The 20167-nt window shown below is 65.4% G+C and carries 22 protein-coding genes and 3 riboswitches; of the genes, 14 read left to right on the forward strand and 8 right to left on the reverse strand.

Annotated features, from left to right (window positions below; all coding sequences use genetic code 11):
- The first annotated feature begins 66 nt into the window (after positions 1 to 66).
- The 3 genes from ROSELON_RS02270 (at position 67) to ROSELON_RS02280 (ending at position 3052) form a co-directional block, all read left to right on the forward strand.
- Positions 67 to 486, forward strand: a complete 420-nt coding sequence (locus ROSELON_RS02270; RefSeq protein ID WP_025310830.1) for a tellurite resistance TerB family protein — start codon at positions 67 to 69, stop codon at positions 484 to 486.
- Between the two features lie 106 nt (positions 487 to 592).
- On the forward strand, positions 593 to 2404 hold the full coding sequence (locus ROSELON_RS02275) for a PHA/PHB synthase family protein (protein WP_025310831.1): 1812 nt from the start codon (positions 593 to 595) through the stop codon (positions 2402 to 2404).
- A 35-nt stretch (positions 2405 to 2439) separates the two neighbouring features.
- Positions 2440 to 2642, forward strand: a riboswitch (cobalamin riboswitch).
- Positions 2643 to 2677: 35 nt separating this feature from the next.
- On the forward strand, positions 2678 to 3052 hold the full coding sequence (locus ROSELON_RS02280) for a hypothetical protein (RefSeq protein WP_025310832.1): 375 nt from the start codon (positions 2678 to 2680) through the stop codon (positions 3050 to 3052).
- Between the two features lie 28 nt (positions 3053 to 3080).
- Here the strand turns inward: ROSELON_RS02280 and dacB are convergent, their stop codons facing one another.
- On the reverse strand, positions 3081 to 4532 hold the full coding sequence (dacB, locus tag ROSELON_RS02285) for a D-alanyl-D-alanine carboxypeptidase/D-alanyl-D-alanine endopeptidase (RefSeq protein ID WP_245605399.1): 1452 nt from the start codon (positions 4530 to 4532) through the stop codon (positions 3081 to 3083).
- 196 nt (positions 4533 to 4728) lie between these two features.
- Between dacB and ROSELON_RS02290 the strand changes: the two genes are divergently transcribed.
- Positions 4729 to 5070 carry a hypothetical protein gene (locus ROSELON_RS02290; RefSeq protein WP_025310834.1) on the forward strand — a complete coding sequence of 114 codons (342 nt, stop codon included), beginning with the start codon at positions 4729 to 4731 and terminating at the stop codon, positions 5068 to 5070.
- A 137-nt stretch (positions 5071 to 5207) separates the two neighbouring features.
- Here ROSELON_RS02290 and ROSELON_RS02295 read toward each other — a convergent pair whose 3' ends face one another.
- A complete protein-coding gene (locus ROSELON_RS02295) occupies positions 5208 to 5807 on the reverse strand; it encodes a nicotinate-nucleotide adenylyltransferase (protein WP_025310835.1) in 600 nt (199 codons plus the stop codon).
- A gap of 238 nt (positions 5808 to 6045) precedes the next feature.
- On the opposite strand from ROSELON_RS02295, the gene ROSELON_RS17285 reads away from it, so the two are divergent.
- The 3 genes from ROSELON_RS17285 to ROSELON_RS18040 all read left to right on the forward strand — a co-directional run bounded on the left by ROSELON_RS17285 (position 6046) and on the right by ROSELON_RS18040 (position 8957).
- Positions 6046 to 6447, forward strand: coding sequence for a DUF2059 domain-containing protein (locus tag ROSELON_RS17285; protein WP_198020783.1), 402 nt, complete (start codon positions 6046 to 6048; stop codon positions 6445 to 6447).
- A gap of 125 nt (positions 6448 to 6572) precedes the next feature.
- The gene (gene ettA / locus ROSELON_RS02300) at positions 6573 to 8228 is read left to right on the forward strand and encodes an energy-dependent translational throttle protein EttA (protein WP_025310837.1); all 1656 of its coding nucleotides are present in this window, start codon (positions 6573 to 6575) and stop codon (positions 8226 to 8228) included.
- 72 nt (positions 8229 to 8300) lie between these two features.
- Complete coding sequence (locus ROSELON_RS18040) at positions 8301 to 8957, forward strand: hypothetical protein (protein WP_156945712.1); 657 nt, start codon at positions 8301 to 8303, stop codon at positions 8955 to 8957.
- Positions 8958 to 9092: 135 nt separating this feature from the next.
- Here ROSELON_RS18040 and ROSELON_RS02305 read toward each other — a convergent pair whose 3' ends face one another.
- Together ROSELON_RS02305 and ROSELON_RS02310 are read right to left on the reverse strand one after the other, a co-directional pair.
- Positions 9093 to 9713 carry an REP-associated tyrosine transposase gene (locus ROSELON_RS02305; RefSeq protein WP_407059669.1) on the reverse strand — a complete coding sequence of 207 codons (621 nt, stop codon included), beginning with the start codon at positions 9711 to 9713 and terminating at the stop codon, positions 9093 to 9095.
- A 24-nt stretch (positions 9714 to 9737) separates the two neighbouring features.
- Entirely contained in the window at positions 9738 to 9941 is a 204-nt protein-coding gene (locus tag ROSELON_RS02310) for a YgaP family membrane protein (protein WP_025310839.1), read from the reverse strand.
- Between the two features lie 287 nt (positions 9942 to 10228).
- Here ROSELON_RS02310 and ROSELON_RS02315 point away from each other — a divergent pair, with 287 nt between their 5' ends.
- The 4 genes from ROSELON_RS02315 (at position 10229) to ROSELON_RS02330 (ending at position 12127) form a co-directional block, all read left to right on the forward strand.
- Positions 10229 to 10435, forward strand: coding sequence for a cold-shock protein (locus tag ROSELON_RS02315; protein WP_025310840.1), 207 nt, complete (start codon positions 10229 to 10231; stop codon positions 10433 to 10435).
- Positions 10436 to 10710: 275 nt separating this feature from the next.
- On the forward strand, positions 10711 to 10917 hold the full coding sequence (locus tag ROSELON_RS02320; RefSeq protein ID WP_025310841.1) for a cold-shock protein: 207 nt from the start codon (positions 10711 to 10713) through the stop codon (positions 10915 to 10917).
- A gap of 136 nt (positions 10918 to 11053) precedes the next feature.
- Complete coding sequence (locus ROSELON_RS02325) at positions 11054 to 11500, forward strand: thioredoxin family protein (protein WP_025310842.1); 447 nt, start codon at positions 11054 to 11056, stop codon at positions 11498 to 11500.
- 90 nt (positions 11501 to 11590) lie between these two features.
- Positions 11591 to 12127, forward strand: coding sequence for a histidine phosphatase family protein (locus ROSELON_RS02330; protein WP_025310843.1), 537 nt, complete (start codon positions 11591 to 11593; stop codon positions 12125 to 12127).
- Positions 12128 to 12361: 234 nt separating this feature from the next.
- Here the strand turns inward: ROSELON_RS02330 and ROSELON_RS18045 are convergent, their stop codons facing one another.
- A complete protein-coding gene (locus ROSELON_RS18045) occupies positions 12362 to 12526 on the reverse strand; it encodes a hypothetical protein (RefSeq protein ID WP_156945715.1) in 165 nt (54 codons plus the stop codon).
- Between the two features lie 148 nt (positions 12527 to 12674).
- Between ROSELON_RS18045 and ROSELON_RS02335 the strand changes: the two genes are divergently transcribed.
- Positions 12675 to 13214, forward strand: coding sequence for a DUF4329 domain-containing protein (locus tag ROSELON_RS02335; RefSeq protein ID WP_025310844.1), 540 nt, complete (start codon positions 12675 to 12677; stop codon positions 13212 to 13214).
- Between the two features lie 243 nt (positions 13215 to 13457).
- Positions 13458 to 14540, forward strand: a complete 1083-nt coding sequence (gene rsgA / locus ROSELON_RS02340) for a ribosome small subunit-dependent GTPase A (protein WP_025310845.1) — start codon at positions 13458 to 13460, stop codon at positions 14538 to 14540.
- Between the two features lie 73 nt (positions 14541 to 14613).
- Here rsgA and gcvP read toward each other — a convergent pair whose 3' ends face one another.
- The 3 genes from gcvP to gcvT all read right to left on the reverse strand — a co-directional run bounded on the left by gcvP (position 14614) and on the right by gcvT (position 19129).
- Positions 14614 to 17451 (reverse strand): aminomethyl-transferring glycine dehydrogenase, encoded by a 2838-nt coding sequence (gcvP, locus tag ROSELON_RS02345; protein ID WP_025310846.1) that lies wholly within the window; start codon positions 17449 to 17451, stop codon positions 14614 to 14616.
- A gap of 121 nt (positions 17452 to 17572) precedes the next feature.
- Positions 17573 to 17935: a glycine cleavage system protein GcvH gene (gcvH, locus tag ROSELON_RS02350; protein ID WP_025310847.1), complete on the reverse strand. Its 363-nt coding sequence runs from the start codon at positions 17933 to 17935 to the stop codon at positions 17573 to 17575.
- 45 nt (positions 17936 to 17980) lie between these two features.
- A complete protein-coding gene (gcvT, locus tag ROSELON_RS02355; protein WP_245605401.1) occupies positions 17981 to 19129 on the reverse strand; it encodes a glycine cleavage system aminomethyltransferase GcvT in 1149 nt (382 codons plus the stop codon).
- A gap of 46 nt (positions 19130 to 19175) precedes the next feature.
- Positions 19176 to 19241: riboswitch (glycine riboswitch) on the reverse strand.
- 3 nt (positions 19242 to 19244) lie between these two features.
- Positions 19245 to 19343, reverse strand: a riboswitch (glycine riboswitch).
- A gap of 78 nt (positions 19344 to 19421) precedes the next feature.
- Between gcvT and ROSELON_RS02360 the strand changes: the two genes are divergently transcribed.
- Positions 19422 to 20000, forward strand: a complete 579-nt coding sequence (locus ROSELON_RS02360; RefSeq protein ID WP_025310849.1) for a gamma-glutamylcyclotransferase family protein — start codon at positions 19422 to 19424, stop codon at positions 19998 to 20000.
- Positions 20001 to 20167: the final 167 nt, after the last annotated feature.

Below are 20167 nucleotides of genomic sequence, written 5' to 3' on the forward strand. Positions count from 1 at the left end.
GCACCTATTGCGGGGCCAAGGCCGGGTCAATAAATACAGCGCAAGGCGAATTCAAGGAGCGTCGCAATGCCAGACCGCACAACCCTATCCCCCGAGGATGCCCTGGTGGCCATCATGGTGGCCGTTTCGGTCTCGGACGAGGCGATCCAGACCTCGGAACTGGTCAAGATCCACGGGCTTGTGAACAACCTGCCGGTCTTTGCCGATTATGACGCGGATCATCTGAAAACGATGGCGACCCTGGTTTTCGACCTGTTCGAGGAAGAGGACGGGCTGGACGCGCTTTTCGGACTGGTGGAACAGGCCCTGCCCGACCGGCTGTATGAAACGGCCTATGCGCTGGCCTGTGACGTGGCCGCGGCCGACGGCCGGCTGGATCAGATCGAACTGCGGTTCCTGATGGAATTGCGCTATGCGCTCGATATCGATCGGCTGGCGGCGGCCGCCATCGAACGCGGCGCGCGGGCGCGGCACATGACGCTGTAGGTCACACGCGGCAGAATGCTGCACCGCAGCGATTGACGTGGGTCAAGGCGTGTCCGACGATGGCGGCACACCCTGAGCGCATCCGCCCCAGCCCCGGACCCATGTCATGTCAGACCCTGCACCGACCCCCCTTCCGACCAAGGCCGCCCTGCCCGCCCCACGCCCGCAGCCCCGCCTGCCCGCGGCGCCCCCGCGCCCGGCCAGCCACAGCTACGATACGCTGGACCGGGCCACGCGCGCCGCATTGGCGCGGATGACCGGGGGCGTGTCGCCCTTTGCCTTGCTGGAATCCTGGACCGATTGGGCGGTGCATCTCAGCCGCGCGCCGGGGCGGCAGATGGCCTTGGCCGAACACGCCGCCGAAAACGCGGTAAAGCTGGGGGCCTACACGCTGCGCGCCCTGACCGAGGAAGGGCACCCCCCCGCCCCGTTCGCGCCGAAGGCCTATGATCACCGGTTCACGCATCCGTCATGGCAGAAACTGCCCTATGCGCTGTGGCAACAAAGCTTTCTGGCCACGCAGGATTGGTGGGACATGGCCACCGGACGAATCCGCGGCCTGCGCCCCGACAATGCCGATCGCGCCCGTTTCATCGCGCGCCAGACGCTCGACCTGTTTTCGCCGGCGAACTTTCCGTGGATGAACCCGCAGATCATCGAAGAAACGATCCGGCAGGACGGCAGGAACATCGCCGACGGCGCGGAACACTATTTCGAAGACCTGATGCATATCCTGACGCAAGAGCATCAGAGCCAGCCCGAAGGATACCGCGTGGGCGAGGATCTGGCCGCAACACCGGGCAAGGTCGTGATGCGCAACGAGATCTGCGAATTGATCCAGTACGCGCCCGAGACCGAAACGGTGAAATCCGAGCCGGTGCTGATCGTGCCGGCCTGGATCATGAAATACTATATCCTCGACCTGTCGCCCCATAACTCGATGGTGCGCTACCTGGTCGAACAGGGCTTTACCGTCTTCATGCTGTCCTGGCGCAACCCCGGCGCCGAGATGGCCGATCTGGGCCTCGACGATTACCGCCGGATGGGCGTGATGGCCGCGCTGGACGCGATCAGCGCCATCGTGCCGGGGCAAAAGGTGCATGCCAATGGCTACTGCCTGGGCGGGACGCTCTTGTCGATCGCGGCGGCGACCATGGCGCGCGATGGCGACGACCGGCTGGCCTCGGTCACGCTGATGGCGGCGCAGACCGATTTCGCCGAAGCGGGCGAATTGCTGCTGTTCACCGACGAGTCGCAGGTCGCCTTCATCGAGGATCTGATGTGGGATCAGGGCTATCTGGACCGGCCGCAGATGACGCGCACCTTCGCCACGATGCGGGCCGAGGACCTGATCTATTCGCGCGCGGTGCAGCGCTATTTCCTGGGCCGGCCCGACATGCCCAGCGATCTGGGCGTGTGGAACAACGACACCACGCGGATGCCGGCCCGGATGCATGCCGAATACCTGCGCGGTCTGTTCCTGGAAAACCGTTTGACGGCGGGGCGTTACGCGGTTGACGGCCGGGTGATCGCGCTCAAGGACATCAAGGCCCCCATGTTCGTCGTCGGCACCGAGAACGATCACATCGCGCCTTGGCGGTCTGTCTACAAGGCCAAGCTGTTCACCGATGGCGATTTCCGGTTCTGCCTGGTCAAGGGCGGCCACAATGGCGGCATCGTCAGCGAGCCCGGCCACCCGCGCAAGCATTACCGCCTGGGCCATCGCGAACCCGGTGCCTTCTACATGGACCCCGATACTTGGCTGGCCGATCACGACCCGATTCCGGGCAGCTGGTGGATCGCCTGGGCCGATTGGCTGGCCGAACAATCCAGCGGCGAGGGGCCACCCCCCGCCATGGGGGCCGACGGCCATGCCCCGATCTGCGACGCCCCGGGCGACTACGTGCATCAGGTCTAGGCGTCGTCCGGCCTTGACCGCGACAGGCCCGCGCGCCTACCCCTATGGGTGATGGTGCCCCGCATCGCGTGCGGGGTGAAAAGGGAATGCGGTGCGGGGCCCTGCCCCAAGTCCGCGACTGCCCCCGCAACTGTAGGCGGCGTGCCCCCCCCGAAATGCCACTGGGCCGAAAGGTCCGGGAAGGCCGGGGGCGCAAAACTCCGCAAGTCAGGAGACCTGCCATCGTCCATTCACCCAAGCCCGGGCGGGGTGCCCCGGAACAGGAGACATGCGATGATCTGGTCCGACGAGACCCATTCCTATCAAGCCACCATGTGCCCGCGGATCGGCAAGGCCTGCCCCGAGGCGGCGTGCCTGGTCGCGCAACTGGCCCGCAGCGTGGCCGAGGCCCGTGCGTTCACGCAACCCGATTTCGAGGTCGCGGGCTTTGGCCGCCTTGAGGGCTGCAGCGATACCTGTAGTGCGCGGTTCATCGCGACGCATGCGCGCGTGCGCCTGTTCTGCGGCGTCGAGGCCGACAGCGCCATGGCCCCGCTGGACGCCCTGGCCGATGCGATGTTCGGGGCGGCAGGGCATGGTGGCCCGGTATCGGCGGCGGCCCTGCCACAGCGGCCGCTGGCGCTGCTCGAAGCGCGCCCGACCGCCTGATGCCCGCCCCCGACGCCCACCGGTCTGTTCAGGCGTAGACGGCGCCCCAGCGCTCGATCAGCGCCTGTTGCAACCGTTTGGCGCGGCCATTGTAGCTGCGGCCGCCGGGCGGGCGCTCCATCTGGGCCTGGGTCAGGGCGGCGCGGCGGTCGAGATCGGCGCAGAAGATCGCAAAGGCCAGATCGCGCCCCGTGGGCAGACGCACATAGCCCGCCAGCGACGACACGAAGTTCAGCGTGCCGGTCTTGGCCACCACCGACAGGGGGTGATCCGGTATCGCATTCCCCGCATCGTCCCGCATCGGGATGTCCTTCATCAGGTCGCGCAACAGGCCGTTCGGCCCTGCGGTGACAAGGGCGCTGGTCATGTCCTGCGGGCGCAGGCGGCTGTCGACGCCCAGGCCGGAATGATCGACGAAGCGCGCGTGACGCGCGCCCAGACGGTCCTCCATCCAGGCCGCCATTTCGGCCCCGCTTTCGGCCAGACTGGCCGGGCGCACGCCCCCCGCCTGCGTGGCCAGCAGGCCCACGACCTCGGCCGTCAGGTTGGTGGACCAGCGCATCATGCCGCGCAGAATATCCTCGAGCGGATCCGAGACATGTTCGGCTAGCACAGCGGCCCCCATCGGGGCGCTTTCCGAGAAGGCCGGGCCATCCAGAACGATGCCGTAGCTGCGCGCCAGCGTCTGGAAAACCTCGGCCACATAGACGGCGGGCCGCCGCGTCGGCAGCCAGCGCGCCCCGCCATTGCCCAGGGCGCCGCGCGCCACGGTCCAGACGTCGCGCGCATCGGTGGCCTCGAAGGTGTAGACGGGGAAATCGCGGTCCTCGACGGTCATTTGCGAGGATTGCACGCCGGGCGAATAGCTGGACGACCGCGCCTGCATCGTGACCGCGTAATCGCCGTTTTCGCGCGTCCATTCGAAATGGACACGGTTGAAGTTGAGGTTCAGTGCCGAAATCGACGGGTTGTAGCCGGCATGCGGCAACTGGCCCGGATCGATCTGATAGATGAAAGGCAGCGCATCGGTGGCCAGCCGCAACTGCCCCGTGACCTCGCGCACGCCGGCATCGGCCAGCGCGCCGGCCATCCCTGCCAACGCGTCGGTATCGAAGACAGGGTCGCCCGACCCCACAAGCCACAGATCGCCATCGAGACGGCCATCGGTCAGAGTGCCATCGGTCACCAGCCGCGTGCGAAACCGGTATCCCGGCCCCAGCCGGTCGAGCGCATAGGCCGTGGTGACCGCCTTGGCCACCGAGGCCGGCGGCAGGCCGAACAGGGGATGGGCCACTTCCAGCATCCGGCCGGTCGCGGCATCGGCCACGGCGAACCCGACCCGCCCCCCGAGCTCGGCGCGCGCGATCAGATCGGCGGCCTCGGGGATGGAGCGTTCGAAAATCCCGTCCGGCCGGATCAGCGGACGCAGGGACCTGTCGGGCGCGCCGGCAAAGGCACCACCCGCAACGGTGCTGCCCATCGCGGCAACCGCCCCGTTCAAGAATGCGCGTCTCGAAACCATTTGGTCAAATATCCATAACTTGCCGAGAGGTTAAGCAGACAGGCGGATTCGTCTCAAGCCCTGCCCATTGCGGCGATCGCCGCCATGGCGCAGCCGCCGCCTTGGCAAGAGCGTGTGTTTCCGACGCCCTGTCAACGCGATAAGGGCGGTGGCCATGCCGTCAGACAGGGCGCGCGCGCGGGCTTTGATGACGCTGGCCTTGGCGCTGGTCCATGCCGGGGGCTTGGCGGGAAAGCTGCGGATCGGCGGCGACGGGGTGGTGCCCCACTGGCTGGCGTTCAGCCGATTCGCCCTTGGCGCGGCGTGCCTGCCGCGGGACTGGCGCGTCTGGCTGCGCCGGCGGGCAGTCACGGGGGATATCGCCCCGATCCGGGCAAGGCGACGGACCGACCCGAGCGCAAACGGGGTCGCTGCGGTCTTTATCGGGCTCATCCTGTCCGGCCTCCTGTCCATATGGCTGCGGCGCGGCCCGGCCTTGTGGGGCGGCTCGGGCTGATCCGCATCGGTTTCCTTTGCGTCACTTTGGGTGCGAAACCGGGCTTTGGCATGACGCCGGGTGCGGGCATTGCGGTGCTGGCAGGGATTTTCCGTGGCGGCTTCCTGACCGGGTCGCGCCGGGTCGCGGGCGTGACGCTACCACTCGCCACGTTCGCGGATCTCGGTCGAGGACAGATCGACCATGGGCAGATTCAGAAAGCACCAGGCGGGGGTCCGGGCATAGGCCAGGACAGGCGCTGCCGAGGCGGGCCGTTTCGCCGCGCGATAGATCTGCGCCGCCTTGGCCGTGCGTGCCGAGATGCGCTGACCCGGACGGGCCAACACCCCGATGGGCACGTTTTCCATGATCCAGCGCCAGTGCTGCCAGCGGTGAAACTGCGCGAGGTTGTCGGCCCCCATCAGCCAGACGAACCGCACACCGGGCGCGCGTGCAAAGAGTGCCGCCAGCGTTTCGGCTGTGTAGCGGGTGCGCAGATGCGCCTCGATATCGGTGACGTCGATGCGCGGATGATCGACCAATGCACGGGCCGCCTGCATCCGCCGATCCAGCGGCGCGGGGCCATTTTCCTTGAGCGGATTGCCGGGGCTGACCAGCCACCACAGCCGGTCGAGGTCAAATCGCTTCAGCGCCTCGCGGCTGACATGCAGATGCCCGGCATGGGGTGGATCGAACGACCCCCCAAAAAGCCCGATCACCTGTCCGGGCGCGGTATATGGCATCACATGACGCTGCATCGCCTGCCCCATAAAGGGTTTGGCCCGCGCGCGGAAGGTCCGGCGCGCGTTGACATCTGCGGGATGGACGCGAAGGTGGGATACCAATCCCTTTGGTCCGGAGTTTTCATGACGCGCCTTTCGCTTTCCGCCCTTGCCCTGTCGCTGTGCCTGGCCGCCCCCCTCGCAGGCCGATCCCGCCGCGGATGCCCGCCGCATTGCCGAATTGACCCTGACCGAAGAGATGTTCGCCGCGGTCATGAGTTCGCAGGCGCCGATCATCGCCTCGGCGCTGCAGAACAACCTGCGCATGCAGGGGATCGACCTTTCCGATCCGCAACGCTTTACCGAGATCCTGACCGAGGAGATGCTGGCCGAGTTCACCACCCGCATGCGGGCGGAAACCGCGCCGCTCTATCTGAATGCCTTTTCCCCCGAGGATCTGGCCGGGATCGTCGCCTTCTACGAGTCAGAGACCGGCCGCGCCCTGTTGGCCGCCACCCCGATGCTGACACAACAAGGCGCGGTGATTGGCGGACGCGTCGGGACGGAACTGGGCCAGACGCTCGGACCGCGCATCGCCGCGCGTCTGCAGGCCGAAGGCATCCAGTTGACCACCGACCCGGCGATGAACCAGCGCCTGATCGACAGCCTGCGCTGAGCGCGCCCTGCCCCGGAGCCGGTGGTTCGGTGACGGGGGCCAATTCGGCCTTTCCTGCGATTGCCCATCCCGCGCGGCATGGCTACATACGTCCAAACCCTGACTTTCAGCGAGCGGAGCTACGCATGGCCTCCTACCAATACGTCTATCACATGGATGGCGTCTCCAAGACATATCCCGGCGGCAAGAAATGCTTCGAAAACATCCGTCTGAGCTTCCTTCCCGGCGTGAAGATCGGCGTCGTGGGCGTGAACGGCGCGGGCAAATCCACGCTGCTGCGCATCATGGCCGGCTGGGACAAGGATTTCACCGGCGAGGCCTGGGCCGCCGAGGGCGCGCATGTGGGCTACCTTCCGCAGGAACCGCAGCTGGACGAAAGCCTGACGGTGCGCGAGAACGTGATGCTGGGCGTGGCCGATAAGAAGGCCAAGCTGGACCGGTTCAACGAGCTGGCGATGAACTACAGCGACGAAACCGCCGACGAGATGGCGCAGTTGCAGGACGAGATCGACAGCAACAACCTGTGGGATCTCGACAGCCAGATCGACGTCGCGATGGAGGCGCTGCGCTGCCCCCCCGACGATGCCAGCCCTGCCAACCTGTCGGGCGGTGAGGCGCGCCGAGTCGCGCTGTGCAAGCTGCTGCTCGAAGCGCCCGACATGCTGCTCTTGGACGAGCCGACCAACCACCTGGACGCGGAAACGATCGCGTGGCTGCAACAGCATCTGATAGACTACAAGGGCACCTGCCTGATCGTCACCCATGACCGCTATTTCCTGGATGACATCACCGGCTGGATCCTGGAGTTGGATCGCGGCCGCGGCATTCCCTACGAGGGGAATTATTCAAGCTGGCTGGAGCAGAAGGCCAAGCGGCTTGAACAGGAAGCGCGCGAGGACAAGTCCAAGCAGAAGACGCTGGAGCGTGAGCTGGAATGGATCCGCGCCGGTGCCAAGGCGCGGCAGGCCAAGCAAAAGGCCCGGATCAACGCCTATGAGGAACTGGCCAGCCAGTCCGAGCGCGAAAAGGTCACGCGCGCTCAGATCGTCATCCCCAACGGCCCGCGCCTGGGCAACCGGGTGATCGAGGTCGAGAACCTGAAAAAGGGCTATGGCGACACGCTCTTGATCGAGGATCTGACCTTTTCCCTGCCGCCGGGCGGGATCGTCGGCGTGATCGGCCCGAACGGCGCGGGGAAATCCACGCTGTTCCGCATGCTTACCGGGCAGGAACAGCCCGATGACGGCACGCTGGAATACGGCGACACGGTGAAACTGTCCTACGTGGACCAGTCGCGCGATGCGCTGGATGCCGACAAGACCGTCTGGGAAGAGATCTCGGGCGGGGCCGAGGTGATCGAACTGGGCGACGCGACGATGAATTCGCGCGCCTATTGCTCGGCCTTCAACTTCAAGGGCGGTGACCAGCAGAAGAAGGTCGGCCTGCTTTCGGGCGGGGAACGCAACCGCGTGCATATGGCCAAGCTGCTGAAATCGGGCGGCAATGTCCTGCTGCTCGACGAGCCGACCAACGACCTAGATGTCGAGACCCTGCGCGCGTTGGAAGACGCGCTGGAGAATTTCGCGGGCTGCGCCGTGATCATCAGCCACGACCGCTTCTTCCTCGACCGTCTGTGCACCCATATCCTTGCTTTCGAGGGCGAGGCGCATGTGGAGTGGTTCGAGGGCAATTTCGAGGATTACGAGGAAGACAAGAAGCGTCGCCTCGGCCCGGATGCGCTGGAGCCCAAGCGGGTGAAGTACAAGAAGTTCGTGCGGTAGATTTTGCTCGATTGGCTATCAAGCGTTCCAACTGCCTTATGGTCAATCCTGACAGGGATATCGTTTGTAATCTTGGCAATCGCTGTCGGGAACCGACTAAGATGGATCAACTTTCTTAGCGATCAAATAAATGCTCTGCCGCTCGTGCGGGTTACGGCATTTGCATTGTTGGTATTGGGATTGTCGGGAATGGTCAGTGCTAAGCTATCTGATCAATCAGCGACTTCAAACGGCACCCAACCAATAAGTGCGCCGACTGAGCAACAATGGTTCCTCGACCTTGAGGCCCCGTATTCTTCCATCGGAAATCGCCATGCCGCGGATGAGCCGCATTTGATGTTCGCTTGCCACGATGAAGTTATTGTTCTGACATCTTTTTTTGATCTGAGAAGCAATGTTAGTCGCGCGCTTCTAGCCAGAGCCACGCTCGACAGGCAAGGTGGCTCTGAATATCTCGATTTTGCGTTTCATCTTTCTAATGGCGTCGTGGTAAACGTTCCGATGCGCGTTATTGATAGAATAGGCGGCACACCGTTTGGATTTACATCTACTGCGCCAGGGGTCGTATTGACACCTTCTGCTGATGTATATGAGCTCACGAGACAACTATTACGGTCAAATCTCAACATCACACTGTTCGTTGAACGAATGGCGGTTTTGAGGAACTTGAATTCTCATGGATTTCGATATCTAGAACATGAGGTGGGAATACTCTCCGAGTGCTTGTAGCGCGACCGCGAACTCCTCTGTCGGGCTGGAACTTTCTTTCTTTATTGCTCGTCTTGCGTCGGCAAAATCCTACGGACCAGGAACCGGGCCTTGGCCCGGGAACCCCTCCGCCACAAACCCGGGCCAAGGCCCGGTCTACGCCATCTCTCCAAACGCCCCCACAGGCTCAACCCCGCTCCATTCCGGCTCCACCCGGCCCAAGCGGATGTCGCGGTGGATCGAGGATGCAGGCCAGTCCGCAGGACGGGTGACAAACCCGTGCTTGACCGGGTTGCCCCAGCAATAGCGGATGTGCGCCTCAAGGTCGCGGTCGTCGCGGCAATGGTGTTCCCAGAACCGGCGTTGCCACACCGCCTGCTCGCGCTTGTCCGTCCGTAGACCGGGCTTCAGTCCGGCAAACCTGCCCTTTGAAATTTCCGGAAACTCGGTTGGAAACGACTCCGGGCCAAGGCCCGGTCTACGCAATCGCACGCGCAAATCCCTGGTGAACCGCGATTTGATCCGCCCCCAACGCTGCGAATAGTTCGGATCGCTTTCCGGCAAGCGCCAGACCGCGAGCATGTGATCGGGCAGGACGACCCAGGCGAGGATGTCGAAGGGGCGATCCCTGAGGGTCAGGCGCACGGCCTCTCGCAGGATATCGAGATGGTCGATGAGCGCCGTCGACCCCTGCTGCACAAGGCATACCGTGAAAAACACGGGCATGGTCGACGGGCTGGGGCGGCGATAATTCGGCATGGGGGGAATTTGCCCCATGCCGGTTAATGCGCCGTAAACGCTTCAGCTGAACGCGTGGCCCTCTTTCACGCCGAGCTTCTTGAACACGATCACCGCCGGGCACCAGCCGGTGAAGGCCGATTGCAGCATGTTCAGTCCGATGAAGACGGTGAACCACATGAACAGCGGGCTGACCCAGACGGTCAGGGCCACGCTGAGAAGGATCATCACGCCGGCAAAGGCGAGAACGGCACGGTCGAGGCTCATGGTCGGTCGATCTCCTGTCTGGTGGTCGGGCAAGACCCGAGGACGCACGAAGATGCGCTTTTTGTTTGCTTATGTCAACTTTTAACTGTGCTCAGTAGAGATGGCGAAATCTTTGCTACGGGTTCAACTATCGCTTGTGTTTCGGGCGCGCGACGTCCATATAGCGGGTGCACTGTTATTCTCTTTCGACCTGCTGTTCTCCCTCACCGGCCACAGTCTTTCGATCTTGCACTGACTGAGCCGGGCCGCCGCATTCCGCGGGCGGCATTCATTGAGGAGATCTCACGATGGCCACAGGCACCGTGAAATGGTTCAACACCACCAAAGGCTTCGGCTTCATCGAGCCCGAAAACGGCCACAAGGACGTGTTCGTGCATATCTCGGGCGTCGAGCGCTCGGGCCTGACGGGTCTGTCGGACGGGCAGAAGGTCACCTATGACCTGGAAGCCGGCCGTGACGGGCGCGAAAGCGCCGTCAACCTGGCACTGGCCTGAAGCCTGCCGGGGCGGTGCAGCGCGCCGCCGATCAAGCTTGGGAAAGGGCGGCCGCGGCTGCCCTTTTTTCCTGTCCCAAACCGCGCCGACAGGCCGGACGGACACAGCTTTTCCTTGCTTTTGCGTGCGACTCCTCCCATATCAACACTGCGATCGTTACCGCACTCGACCAACTGTCTCCTCTACACAAGGCTTCAGTCTCGACCCTGCTACCGACTGACGCCACGCCGCCGCAATCTCGCGGGCGGAGAACAAAAGACTAGGAGACCACGGATATGGCCACTGGCACCGTGAAATGGTTCAACACCACCAAAGGCTACGGCTTCATCGCACCCGATGGCGGCGGCAAGGACGTTTTCGTCCATATCTCGGCTGTCGAGCGGTCGGGCCTGACCGGCCTCGCCGACAACCAGAAGGTCAGCTATGACCTCGAAGCCGGCCGCGACGGCCGCGAAAGCGCGGTGAACCTGCAGGCCCAGTAAGGTCGGCAGTCGCATCGAATTCGAAGGGGCGCGCCCGGGCCGGGCAGCGCCCCTTTTTCATGCCCGCTACGCAGACCTCTTGCACGGGCACGGCGGCACCCAATATATTGACTAAGTCAATCAAAGGAGGCCCGCCATGGCCGATCACAAGCTGACCTGCCTGACCTGCGCCAGCGTGAACCGCGTGCCCGCAGACAAGATGTCGGCGCATCCGAAATGCGGCACCTGCGGCACCAAGCTGATGGAGGCCCGCGTGCGCGACATCGACAGCGCCACGCTGCGCAAGGCGGAAAGAACCGACAGCCTGCCGTTGCTGGTCGATTTCTGGGCCCCGTGGTGCGGCCCCTGCCGGATGATGGCGCCGCACTTCGAGGCCGCCGCCAAGGCGCTGGTGCCGACCGCGCGCCTGGCCAAGATCAACACGCAGATCCATGCCGATGCGACGCAACACTACGGCATCCGGGGCATTCCGGCGTTGATCCTGTTCCAGAACGGGCAGGAACGCGGACGGATCGCGGGGGCCCGCGCCAGCCGCGACATCGTCGCGTTTGTGCAGGGGCACGTCGCCGCGCCCACGGCCTGACGCGGAAAAGGTTTTCGGAACGGCCCGCGGGGTGCTAGCCCGACGCCGGGCTGTGATGGGCCGACCTGATGTTGGGAAAGACGTGATGTGATGGCAGGGGTCACGCGACGCGCCGCACTGGCGCCAGGGCTGGCGGCGGCGGCAGGGATGGCGGCCTGCACCCCGATCGGCGGCGCAGGCACGGGCATCGCCAGCGATCTGCCCGAAGGAAGCCGGATCGTTCTTGTCCGCCACATGGACCGCGACAATGGCACGCTGAACGCGATGGGGCTGCAGCGTGCCCAGGATCTGGTCGCGGCGATCGCCGATATTCCGCTCGATGACATCTACACGCACGATCTGCGGCGCAATGTCGATAGCGCGCGGCCCCTCGCCCAGGCCAGGGCGATCGAGATGACGCTGATCGACCTCGATCGTGCGCCAGGGTCGCTGCCTGGACTGGCGGCGGGACGGTCGATCATCTGGGTTGGAAACAGGGGCAACCTCGCCGAGATCTGGAATGTCCTGTCGCTGCCGGGCGCCCCCCCCCGCCTTGGCTATGGCGACATTGCCGTTGTCGAGGCTGCCCCCGCCCGTCGCCTGACCGTCGAGCGCCGGCGCTTCGGACCCCGGCCAAGCACCGACTGACGCACCAAACGGCGGCATCTGCAGGCCATTCGGCACATGCCGGGAAAGGCCGCTGCAGGGTGCGCGACCTGTCCCCCGTGCCCCATCACCAGAAGGGGGGGCTTGGGCAAGGCGTGTGCGGATCGGATTGGCCAAGAAAACGCCCGCCCGGAAAAGGCCAAGGCGCAGATCAGACTGCGCCGCCAGACCGTTCCCGAACGGGCGAGATGTGAATGCCGTCAATGGCGGTTTGCGTCAACCGGAAAGCCGCGCGTAGATGACGAGAAGAACCGGAATAGCCATGGCAGCCCACATGCAGAAAAACATAGCCATGCGGCCAAGGGCATTCCATTTCTCGATGAGATCGTCGTCCTCGTCAGTGACGGGGGCGGCCTGATCGAACACTTCTGTTCGGGACATGTTGTCTAAGCCTCCAGATTACACACGAAGACTCAATCTAGCGCGGCGTGTCGCGACGTCCAGTGATCTGGATCAACAGCGCGCTCTTTTGCTGGCACACCGCCGATTGTCGGCTATCATCGTTGTGCGACCAGCGAAGGAGACACCGATGCGCCGACTTGCCACCCTCGCCCTTGCCGCTGCGATGGCGCTGCCCGTGCCGATGGCCGCCACCGCCCAGAGCGAGGCGGAAACCGAGTTCATGATGGGCCTGATGGAAGCGATGAACCAACTGTCCGTGCGCTTCAATCGCGAGGTCTGCGGCTTTGTTCTGGTGGATGACGCGGGGAATTTCAGCTCGACCAAAGTCAGCTGGGGGGGGCATGCGTCCTGCGCGTCACTGCCGTTGCAACAAGGCGCGACCGTTGTCTCGTCATGGCACACGCATGCGGCCTGGGCGCGGCAATATGACAACGAGGTGCCGTCGATCCAGGATGTCGAAGGCGACATGCGCATGGGGGTCAATGGGTGGGTCGGCACACCCGGCGGCCGATTGTGGTTCGTGCATGGCCGCAGCGGCACCATCCGCCAGGTCTGCGGCCCCGATTGCCTGCCCAGTGATCCGGCCTCGGTCAACGAGGTGCACAGCGCTCCCAACCAGACCTATACGCTGGACGGATTGTATGCGCGGTTCGGCCGGTCGCGCTGAAGCCGCCCGCGCCACAGCAACGGTCTCTACGGGAATTGACGGCTCACGCGGCGTCTCATATCCCTGCAGCCACGAACCACGGAGATTTCATGGCCCGGTGAAGCGGGGAGGCACGCGGCCTCCCGATACACGGCACTGCACATGCGCGCGACCGCCTGGCGGCAGCGCCCACATGTCCTGTGCCATCGCCTCACCTGTTACGACGCCCGGATATGCCGGGTCTGCCCATGAAAGAGCAAGACAATGGTTCGGGACTATTCCCAATTCCTTCCAAACACCGCCGAAAACCCACGAACAAAGCCTGCCTCGCGCCTCGGTGCGCTGGGTTGGCGGCCGGGTCTTGCCCAACAGATCGCTGTCGAGGACATGGCCACGACCCCGCCGGTGCGCGTGATGGCCGTGCATCGCAATGGCCTGCAGGTCATGGGCGACGACATCGAGACACTGATCCCGACCGGCCCCGACGCGACGGTGGGCGACTGGCTGCTGTTCGACCGCGATGTGCCGAGCAAAAGCCGCGTGTTGCGCCGCCTCAGCCTGTTCAAGCGGCGCGCCCCCGGCACCGCGCGCAAGGTGCAGTTGATCGCCGCGAATATCGACACGGCCTTTCTCGTCTCATCGTGCAATCACGACTTCAACACCGCGCGTCTGGAACGCTACGTCGCCCTGAGTTTCGAGGCCGGGGCCGTGCCGGTCATCGTGCTGACCAAAACCGATCTCTGCGCGGATGTGGCCCGGTATCTGGCCGCGGCGCGCGCGATCTCGGACCGGGTGCAGGTCATCGCCTTGAACGCGCGCGGCGATCAGCCGGCCGAGGCGCTGGCCGACTGGTGCAAACACGGTCAGACCGTCGCCTTTCTGGGGTCGTCCGGTGTGGGAAAATCCACGCTGGTGAACGGGCTGTTCCATGCGGACCGGGCCGCCACGCAAGCCATCCGCGAGGATGACAGCAAGGGGCGCCACACCACGACCCGGCGCGAGCTGCACATCACGCCCGGGGGCTGCGCCGTGCTGGACACGCCCGGTATGCGCGAGTTGCAATTGACCGACGCCCGCGATGGGATCGACGATGTCTTCGCCGACATCGCGGACTTGGCGACGCGGTGCAAGTTCAACGATTGCCAGCACCAGAGCGAACCCGGCTGCGCCGTTCTGGCCGCGGTCGAGGCCGGCGAGATCGACCCGGCCCGGTTGGTGCGGTGGCGCAAGCTGGCGGCAGAGGATCGCTTCAACTCGGCCACGTTGGCCGAGCGTCGCGCCGGGGACAGATCCTTTGGCAAGATGGTGCGCAACGTCAAGGCGCTGCACCGCAAGCTGGGCAAGTGATCTGTCCCGCGCATGACAAAGGGGCCGCCCCGGTCTGGGATGGCCCCGTTTCGGTGGGGCCCTTGCGCGCGACCTACTCGGCGGCGTTCATGTATGTGGCCATGGGCGGGCAGGTGCAGACCAGATTCCGGTCGCCATAGGCGTTGTCGACGCGGTTGACCGGGGGCCAATATTTGTCCTCGCGGAAGGCACCCGGCGGGAAACAGGCCTCTTCCCGGCTATAGGCCCGGGTCCAGTCCTGCACCAGATCCTCCATCGTGTGGGGGGCGTGGCGCAGGGGGCTGTCCTCGACCGCGATCTTGCCTTGCGCGATGGCGCGGGCCTCCTCGCGGATCGACAGCATCGCGGTGACGAAGCGGTCCAGTTCGGCCTTGGGCTCGGACTCGGTCGGCTCGATCATCAACGTGCCCGCGACCGGCCAGCTCATCGTCGGTGCGTGGAAGCCGTAATCCATAAGCCGCTTGGCGATATCGTCCACGGTGACGCCACACTCGGCCATCGGGCGGGTGTCGAGGATCAGCTCATGCGCCACATGGTTCGACTTGCCGGTATAAAGCACCGGGTAGGCCTCGCACAGCCGCGCGGCCAGGTAGTTGGCATTGAGGATCGCCACCTTGGTCGCCTGCGTGATCCCCTCGCCCCCCATCAGCCGGATATAGGCGTAGGAGATCGGCAGGATCGATGCCGACCCAAAGGGCGCGCCCGAGACCGGCCCCTCGGTCCCGCCGGTTTCGGGATGGCCGGGCAGGAAGGGCGCCAGATGCGCCTTGACCCCGATCGGCCCCATGCCGGGGCCGCCCCCGCCATGGGGGATGCAGAACGTCTTGTGCAGGTTCAGGTGGCTGACATCGGCCCCGATCTCGCCGGGTTTCGACAGGCCCACCATCGCGTTCAGGTTAGCCCCATCCAGATAGACCTGCCCGCCATGGGCATGCGTGATCTCGCAGACCTCGCGCGCGGTGCGCTCGAACACGCCATGGGTCGAGGGGTAGGTGATCATGCAGGCCGCCAGGCGCTCGCCCGCGGCAGCGGCCTTGGCGCGGAAATCTTCGAGGTCGATATCGCCGTTATCGGCGGCCTGCACGACAACCACCTCCATCCCCGCCATATGGGCCGAGGCCGGGTTGGTGCCATGCGCCGAGACCGGGATCAGGCAGACATCGCGATCCATGTCGCCGCGCGCCCGGTGATAGGCCGAGATCGTCAGCAGCCCGGCATATTCGCCCTGCGCGCCCGAATTGGGCTGCATCGACATGGCGTCATAGCCGGTGATCTCGCAGAGTTTCGCGGACAGGTCCTCGAGCATCTCGGCATAGCCCTCGGCCTGGTCAGCGGGGCAGAACGGATGGAGCGAGGCGAACTCGGGCCAGGTGATCGGCATCATCTCGACCGCGGCGTTCAGCTTCATCGTGCAGGACCCCAGCGGGATCATGGCGCGGTCCAGCGCCAGGTCGCGGTCGGCCAGACGGCGCATGTACCGCGTCATCTCGGCCTCGGATCGGTTCATGTGAAAGACCGGATGTGTCAGGTATCTGCTGTCGCGCAGCAGTGCGTCGGGAATGGCGGGCAGCGTCTGCGGCCCGGCGAACAGCACGCCGAAGGCGCGGCACACCGCCTCGAGCTGATCCTCGGTCGTGGTTTCATCGACCGAGATCCCAATCTTGTCCGCGCCCACATCGCGCAGGTTGATCCCGCGCGCCACCGCGGCGGCCATGATACGGTGTTGCTTGCCACCGACCGGCACGGTGATCGTGTCGAAAAACGCGCCGTTCTCGGGCGCAAAGCCCCCGGCCCGCAGGCTGGCGGCCAGCCGTGCGGCCTTCAGATGCACATGCTGCGCGATGGCATGCAGGCCCTTGGGCCCGTGGAACACCGCAAAGAAACCCGCCATGACGGCCAGCAAAGCCTGCGCCGTGCAGACGTTCGACGTGGCTTTCTCGCGGCGGATATGCTGCTCGCGCGTTTGCAGCGACAGCCGGTAAGCCGGGTTGCCGTTGCTGTCCACCGACACGCCGATGATGCGCCCGGGCAGCGCGCGCTTGATCTTGTCATGGCACGCGATGAAAGCCGCGTGCGGCCCGCCATAGCCCATCGGCACGCCAAAGCGCTGCGCGCTGCCCACGGCGATATCGGCCCCCATCGCGCCCGGCTCTTTCAGCAGCGTCAGCGCCAACAGATCGGTGGCGACGATGCCGATGGCCTTGGCCGCATGCAGGGCCGCGATCTGATCGGTCGGGTCGGCGACATGTCCATAGGTGCCCGGATACTGGAAAATCGCGCCAAAGACGGCGTCAGGTTCCAGATCGGCCGGGTCGCCGACGATCACCTCGATCCCAAGCGGTGCCGCGCGCGTCTGCATCACCGCGATGTTCTGCGGATGGCAGTTGCGGTCGATGAAGAACCCGCGTGCCTTGGATTTCGCCACGCGCTCGGCCATGACCATCGCCTCGGCGCAGGCCGTCGCCTCGTCCAGCAGCGAGCCGTTGGCCACCTCCAGCCCCGTCAGGTCGGCCACCATCGTCTGGTAGTTGAGCAGCGCCTCAAGCCGTCCTTGCGCGATCTCGGGCTGGTAGGGCGTGTAGGCCGTGTACCAGGCGGGGTTTTCCAGGATGTTGCGCTGGATCGCGGGCGGCGTGTGGGTGCCGTAATACCCCTGTCCGATCATCGACACCATCGGCTTGTTCTTGGCTGCGATGGAACGCATGTGATCCAGCAACTCGGCCTCGGACATCGGGTCCCATTCCAGTGGGGCCTTTTGCCGGATCGAACCCGGCAGGGTCTGCTCGATCAGCGTGTCGAGGCTGTCGGCGCCAACGACCGACAGCATCTCGTCCATTTCCTGCGGCGAGGGGCCGATATGGCGGCGGTTTGCGAAATCGGTCGGGGCGTAGTCTGAAAGCGTCCAGGGCATGGGCCGGTCATCCTCGGGTCTGGCGGGGTGCGGGGGCGATGCGGGCGCATTCGCCCCCATCTTTATCCTTGAAATATGCCGGGGGTCCGGGGGCTGGCCCCCGGCGGCGCGACGGCCGGTGTCACGCGCCGACGTGGTCCTTGTATTCATCCTCGGTCATGAATGCGTCCAGCGCGGACATGTCATCGACCTTGATCTTGAAGAACCACGCCTCGCCCAGCGGATCCTCGTTCACCAGTCCGGGCGTATCGGTCAGCGCCTCGTTCACCGCGACGATCTCGCCGTCCAGTGGCGCCACGATGTCGGAGGCGGCCTTGACGCTTTCGATCACCACGATCTCGTCGCCCTTGGCGACCTGCGTCTCGATCTCGGGCAATTCGACGAACACCACGTCGCCCAGCTGGGTCGCGGCGTGTTCGGTGATGCCGACGACGATCACGTCACCATCGGGGCGGAGCCATTCATGATCTTCGGTAAACTTCATCTGTCCCTCATCTGGATTGGGGTTGGGGCAAAAGGATGATCGATCTCAGCGTTTGTAGCCGGGTGTCACGAAGGGCAGCTGCGCTTGGGTCGCAGGCAGGCGTTTACCCCGGACTTCGCCCCAAAGGCGCGCGTCCGTGGGCACGGCGGCCTCGATCAGGGCCAGCGCGATGGGCCCGCCCAGCGAGGGGCCGAACCCGCCCGAGGTGACGGTGCCCACCTGCGCGCCACCATCGGCGCTGTCGAAAACGGGGGTGCCCGCCCGCATCGGCGCGCGCCCCTCGGGCAACAGGCCCGTGCGGCGGCGCGGCGCGCCATGGGCAAGCTGGTCGAGGATCACCTTGGCACCTGGGAAGCCCCCGGCGCGCGCACCGCCCGTGCGGCGCACCTTCTGGATGGCCCAGCCCTGCCCTGCCTCGACCGGCGAAATGTTGGGCGTCATCTCCTGCCCATACAGCGGCAGGCCGGCCTCGAGCCGCAGCGAATCGCGCGCGCCAAGACCGATGGGCGCAACCCGGTCATCGGCCAGAAGCGCACGGGCGAAAGCCTCGGCCATCTCGGCCGGCACGGAGATTTCGAACCCGTCCTCGCCCGTATAGCCCGAGCGCGAGATCCAGAGCGCCACGCCCTGCCATTCGATCACCGCCACATCCATGAAACGCATGCCCGCAACACCCGGCATCAGCGCGGCCAAGGCGGCCTCGGCCATCGGCCCTTGCAAGGCCAGCAGCGCACGGTCGGCGATTTCCTCGACCCCGTCGATATGGGCGCGCAGATGGGCGATGTCGGCCTCGCGGCAGGCCGCGTTCACGACAAGAAACAGGTCGTCGGCGCGCCGCGCGATCATCAGGTCGTCCAGCACCCCGCCCGTTTCGTTGGTGAAGAACGCATAGCGCTGGCGGCCTTGCGCCAGATCCAGCACATCGACCGGAACAAGGGTTTCCAGCGCCGCATCAGCCGACAGCGGCAGGCGCAGCTGTCCCATGTGGCTGACGTCGAACAGCCCCGCCTTTTCGCGGCACCACAGGTGTTCGGCCATGACCCCGGCGGCGAATTGCACCGGCATCTCCCACCCGGCGAAGGGCACGAATTTGGCCCCGTGCTCGGCATGGAGCGCCCTGAGTGGCAATTGCCTCGGATCGACCCCGGTCGCGGTCCCGGTTTCGGCCATGTCGCCCCCATCTCTCCGGGACATGCCCGGCACCGTTTCGCAGGGCGCTGATGCGCCCGCCCGATGCCCCCTCTGTCCCTTCGCCTGAGATCGTTATCCCTTCGGCGGACGTGTCGCGGCACGCCTCTCTCCAGAGTCTTGGTCCGCCAAGGTCCCTTTGCCTGAGAGTTTACCGGGGCGGTTGCTCCTTCGGCCCTGACCCCGATGATCTGGGGGGCAGCGTCTCCCTCGCGCGGATGGGGGGCACAATAGCGGGAATGCGCGCCCCCGCAAGGGGGCTTGCACAGACTCGACGCATTGGGCCACAGATACGACCATGTCCGACAGCCCCCCTGACCCGTTCTTCTTCGGCTACGGCAGCCTTGTGAACCGCGCCACGCATGACTTTCCGCGCGCCGCGCGCGCCCGCGTCACCGGCTGGGCCCGCACCTGGAAACGCACGCGCCTGCGCAAGGTGGCGTTCCTGACCGCCGTGCGCGACGACGGCGCCATGATCGAGGGGCTGATCGCGGCGGTTCCCGGCGCCGATTGGGCCACGCTGGACGCGCGCGAATATGCCTATGACCGCCACGGGGTCGAGCGGGTCGATCACGATCACCCCCATCCCGTCACGGTCCAGATCTACGCCACCAAGCCCGAGCATCATACCGATGCCTCCGAAGAGCACCCCGTCCTGCTGAGCTATCTCGACACGGTGGTACAGGGCTATCTGCGCGAGTTCGGAGAGGCGGGCGCGCAGCGGTTCTTCGAGACGACGCATGGATGGGAGGCCCCGGTCTTCGACGACCGTGCCGCGCCGGTCTATCCGCGTCACCAACGGCTGTCGCCCGACGAGACCCTGTTCGTGGACGACGCCCTGCGCGCGTTGGGCGTGCGGCGGCTGACCCGCCTCTAGGCAGGCGGAAAACGCGCGGTGTTCGGGCCGTTTTCCCAGATTTCAAACACCGCGCATACCGGACGGGCCCCTTTCCAGATGTGCGGCACTGCGCCGCCCAACACCGACCTTCACGGCTTGGCGAGGTGCCCGCGATCGGCCCGTGGCGAAGGCGCGTTCAGGCTCAA

The organism is Roseibacterium elongatum DSM 19469 (genome assembly GCF_000590925.1).
GTDB classification, from domain to species: domain Bacteria; phylum Pseudomonadota; class Alphaproteobacteria; order Rhodobacterales; family Rhodobacteraceae; genus Roseibacterium; species Roseibacterium elongatum.

Coding starts and splice junctions, on each gene's coding strand:
- ROSELON_RS02270 (WP_025310830.1), top strand. CDS start 67: ATGCCAGACCGCACAACCCTATCCCCCGAGGATGCCCTGGTGGCCATC.
- ROSELON_RS02275 (WP_025310831.1), top strand. CDS start 593: ATGTCAGACCCTGCACCGACCCCCCTTCCGACCAAGGCCGCCCTGCCC.
- ROSELON_RS02280 (WP_025310832.1), top strand. CDS start 2,678: ATGATCTGGTCCGACGAGACCCATTCCTATCAAGCCACCATGTGCCCG.
- dacB (WP_245605399.1), bottom strand. CDS start 4,532: ATGGGCAGCACCGTTGCGGGTGGTGCCTTTGCCGGCGCGCCCGACAGG.
- ROSELON_RS02290 (WP_025310834.1), top strand. CDS start 4,729: ATGCCGTCAGACAGGGCGCGCGCGCGGGCTTTGATGACGCTGGCCTTG.
- ROSELON_RS02295 (WP_025310835.1), bottom strand. CDS start 5,807: ATGCAGCGTCATGTGATGCCATATACCGCGCCCGGACAGGTGATCGGG.
- ROSELON_RS17285 (WP_198020783.1), top strand. CDS start 6,046: ATGAGTTCGCAGGCGCCGATCATCGCCTCGGCGCTGCAGAACAACCTG.
- ettA (WP_025310837.1), top strand. CDS start 6,573: ATGGCCTCCTACCAATACGTCTATCACATGGATGGCGTCTCCAAGACA.
- ROSELON_RS02305 (WP_407059669.1), bottom strand. CDS start 9,713: ATGGGGCAAATTCCCCCCATGCCGAATTATCGCCGCCCCAGCCCGTCG.
- ROSELON_RS02310 (WP_025310839.1), bottom strand. CDS start 9,941: ATGAGCCTCGACCGTGCCGTTCTCGCCTTTGCCGGCGTGATGATCCTT.
- ROSELON_RS02315 (WP_025310840.1), top strand. CDS start 10,229: ATGGCCACAGGCACCGTGAAATGGTTCAACACCACCAAAGGCTTCGGC.
- ROSELON_RS02320 (WP_025310841.1), top strand. CDS start 10,711: ATGGCCACTGGCACCGTGAAATGGTTCAACACCACCAAAGGCTACGGC.
- ROSELON_RS02325 (WP_025310842.1), top strand. CDS start 11,054: ATGGCCGATCACAAGCTGACCTGCCTGACCTGCGCCAGCGTGAACCGC.
- ROSELON_RS02330 (WP_025310843.1), top strand. CDS start 11,591: ATGGCAGGGGTCACGCGACGCGCCGCACTGGCGCCAGGGCTGGCGGCG.
- ROSELON_RS18045 (WP_156945715.1), bottom strand. CDS start 12,526: ATGTCCCGAACAGAAGTGTTCGATCAGGCCGCCCCCGTCACTGACGAG.
- ROSELON_RS02335 (WP_025310844.1), top strand. CDS start 12,675: ATGCGCCGACTTGCCACCCTCGCCCTTGCCGCTGCGATGGCGCTGCCC.
- rsgA (WP_025310845.1), top strand. CDS start 13,458: ATGGTTCGGGACTATTCCCAATTCCTTCCAAACACCGCCGAAAACCCA.
- gcvP (WP_025310846.1), bottom strand. CDS start 17,451: ATGCCCTGGACGCTTTCAGACTACGCCCCGACCGATTTCGCAAACCGC.
- gcvH (WP_025310847.1), bottom strand. CDS start 17,935: ATGAAGTTTACCGAAGATCATGAATGGCTCCGCCCCGATGGTGACGTG.
- gcvT (WP_245605401.1), bottom strand. CDS start 19,129: ATGTCCCGGAGAGATGGGGGCGACATGGCCGAAACCGGGACCGCGACC.
- ROSELON_RS02360 (WP_025310849.1), top strand. CDS start 19,422: ATGTCCGACAGCCCCCCTGACCCGTTCTTCTTCGGCTACGGCAGCCTT.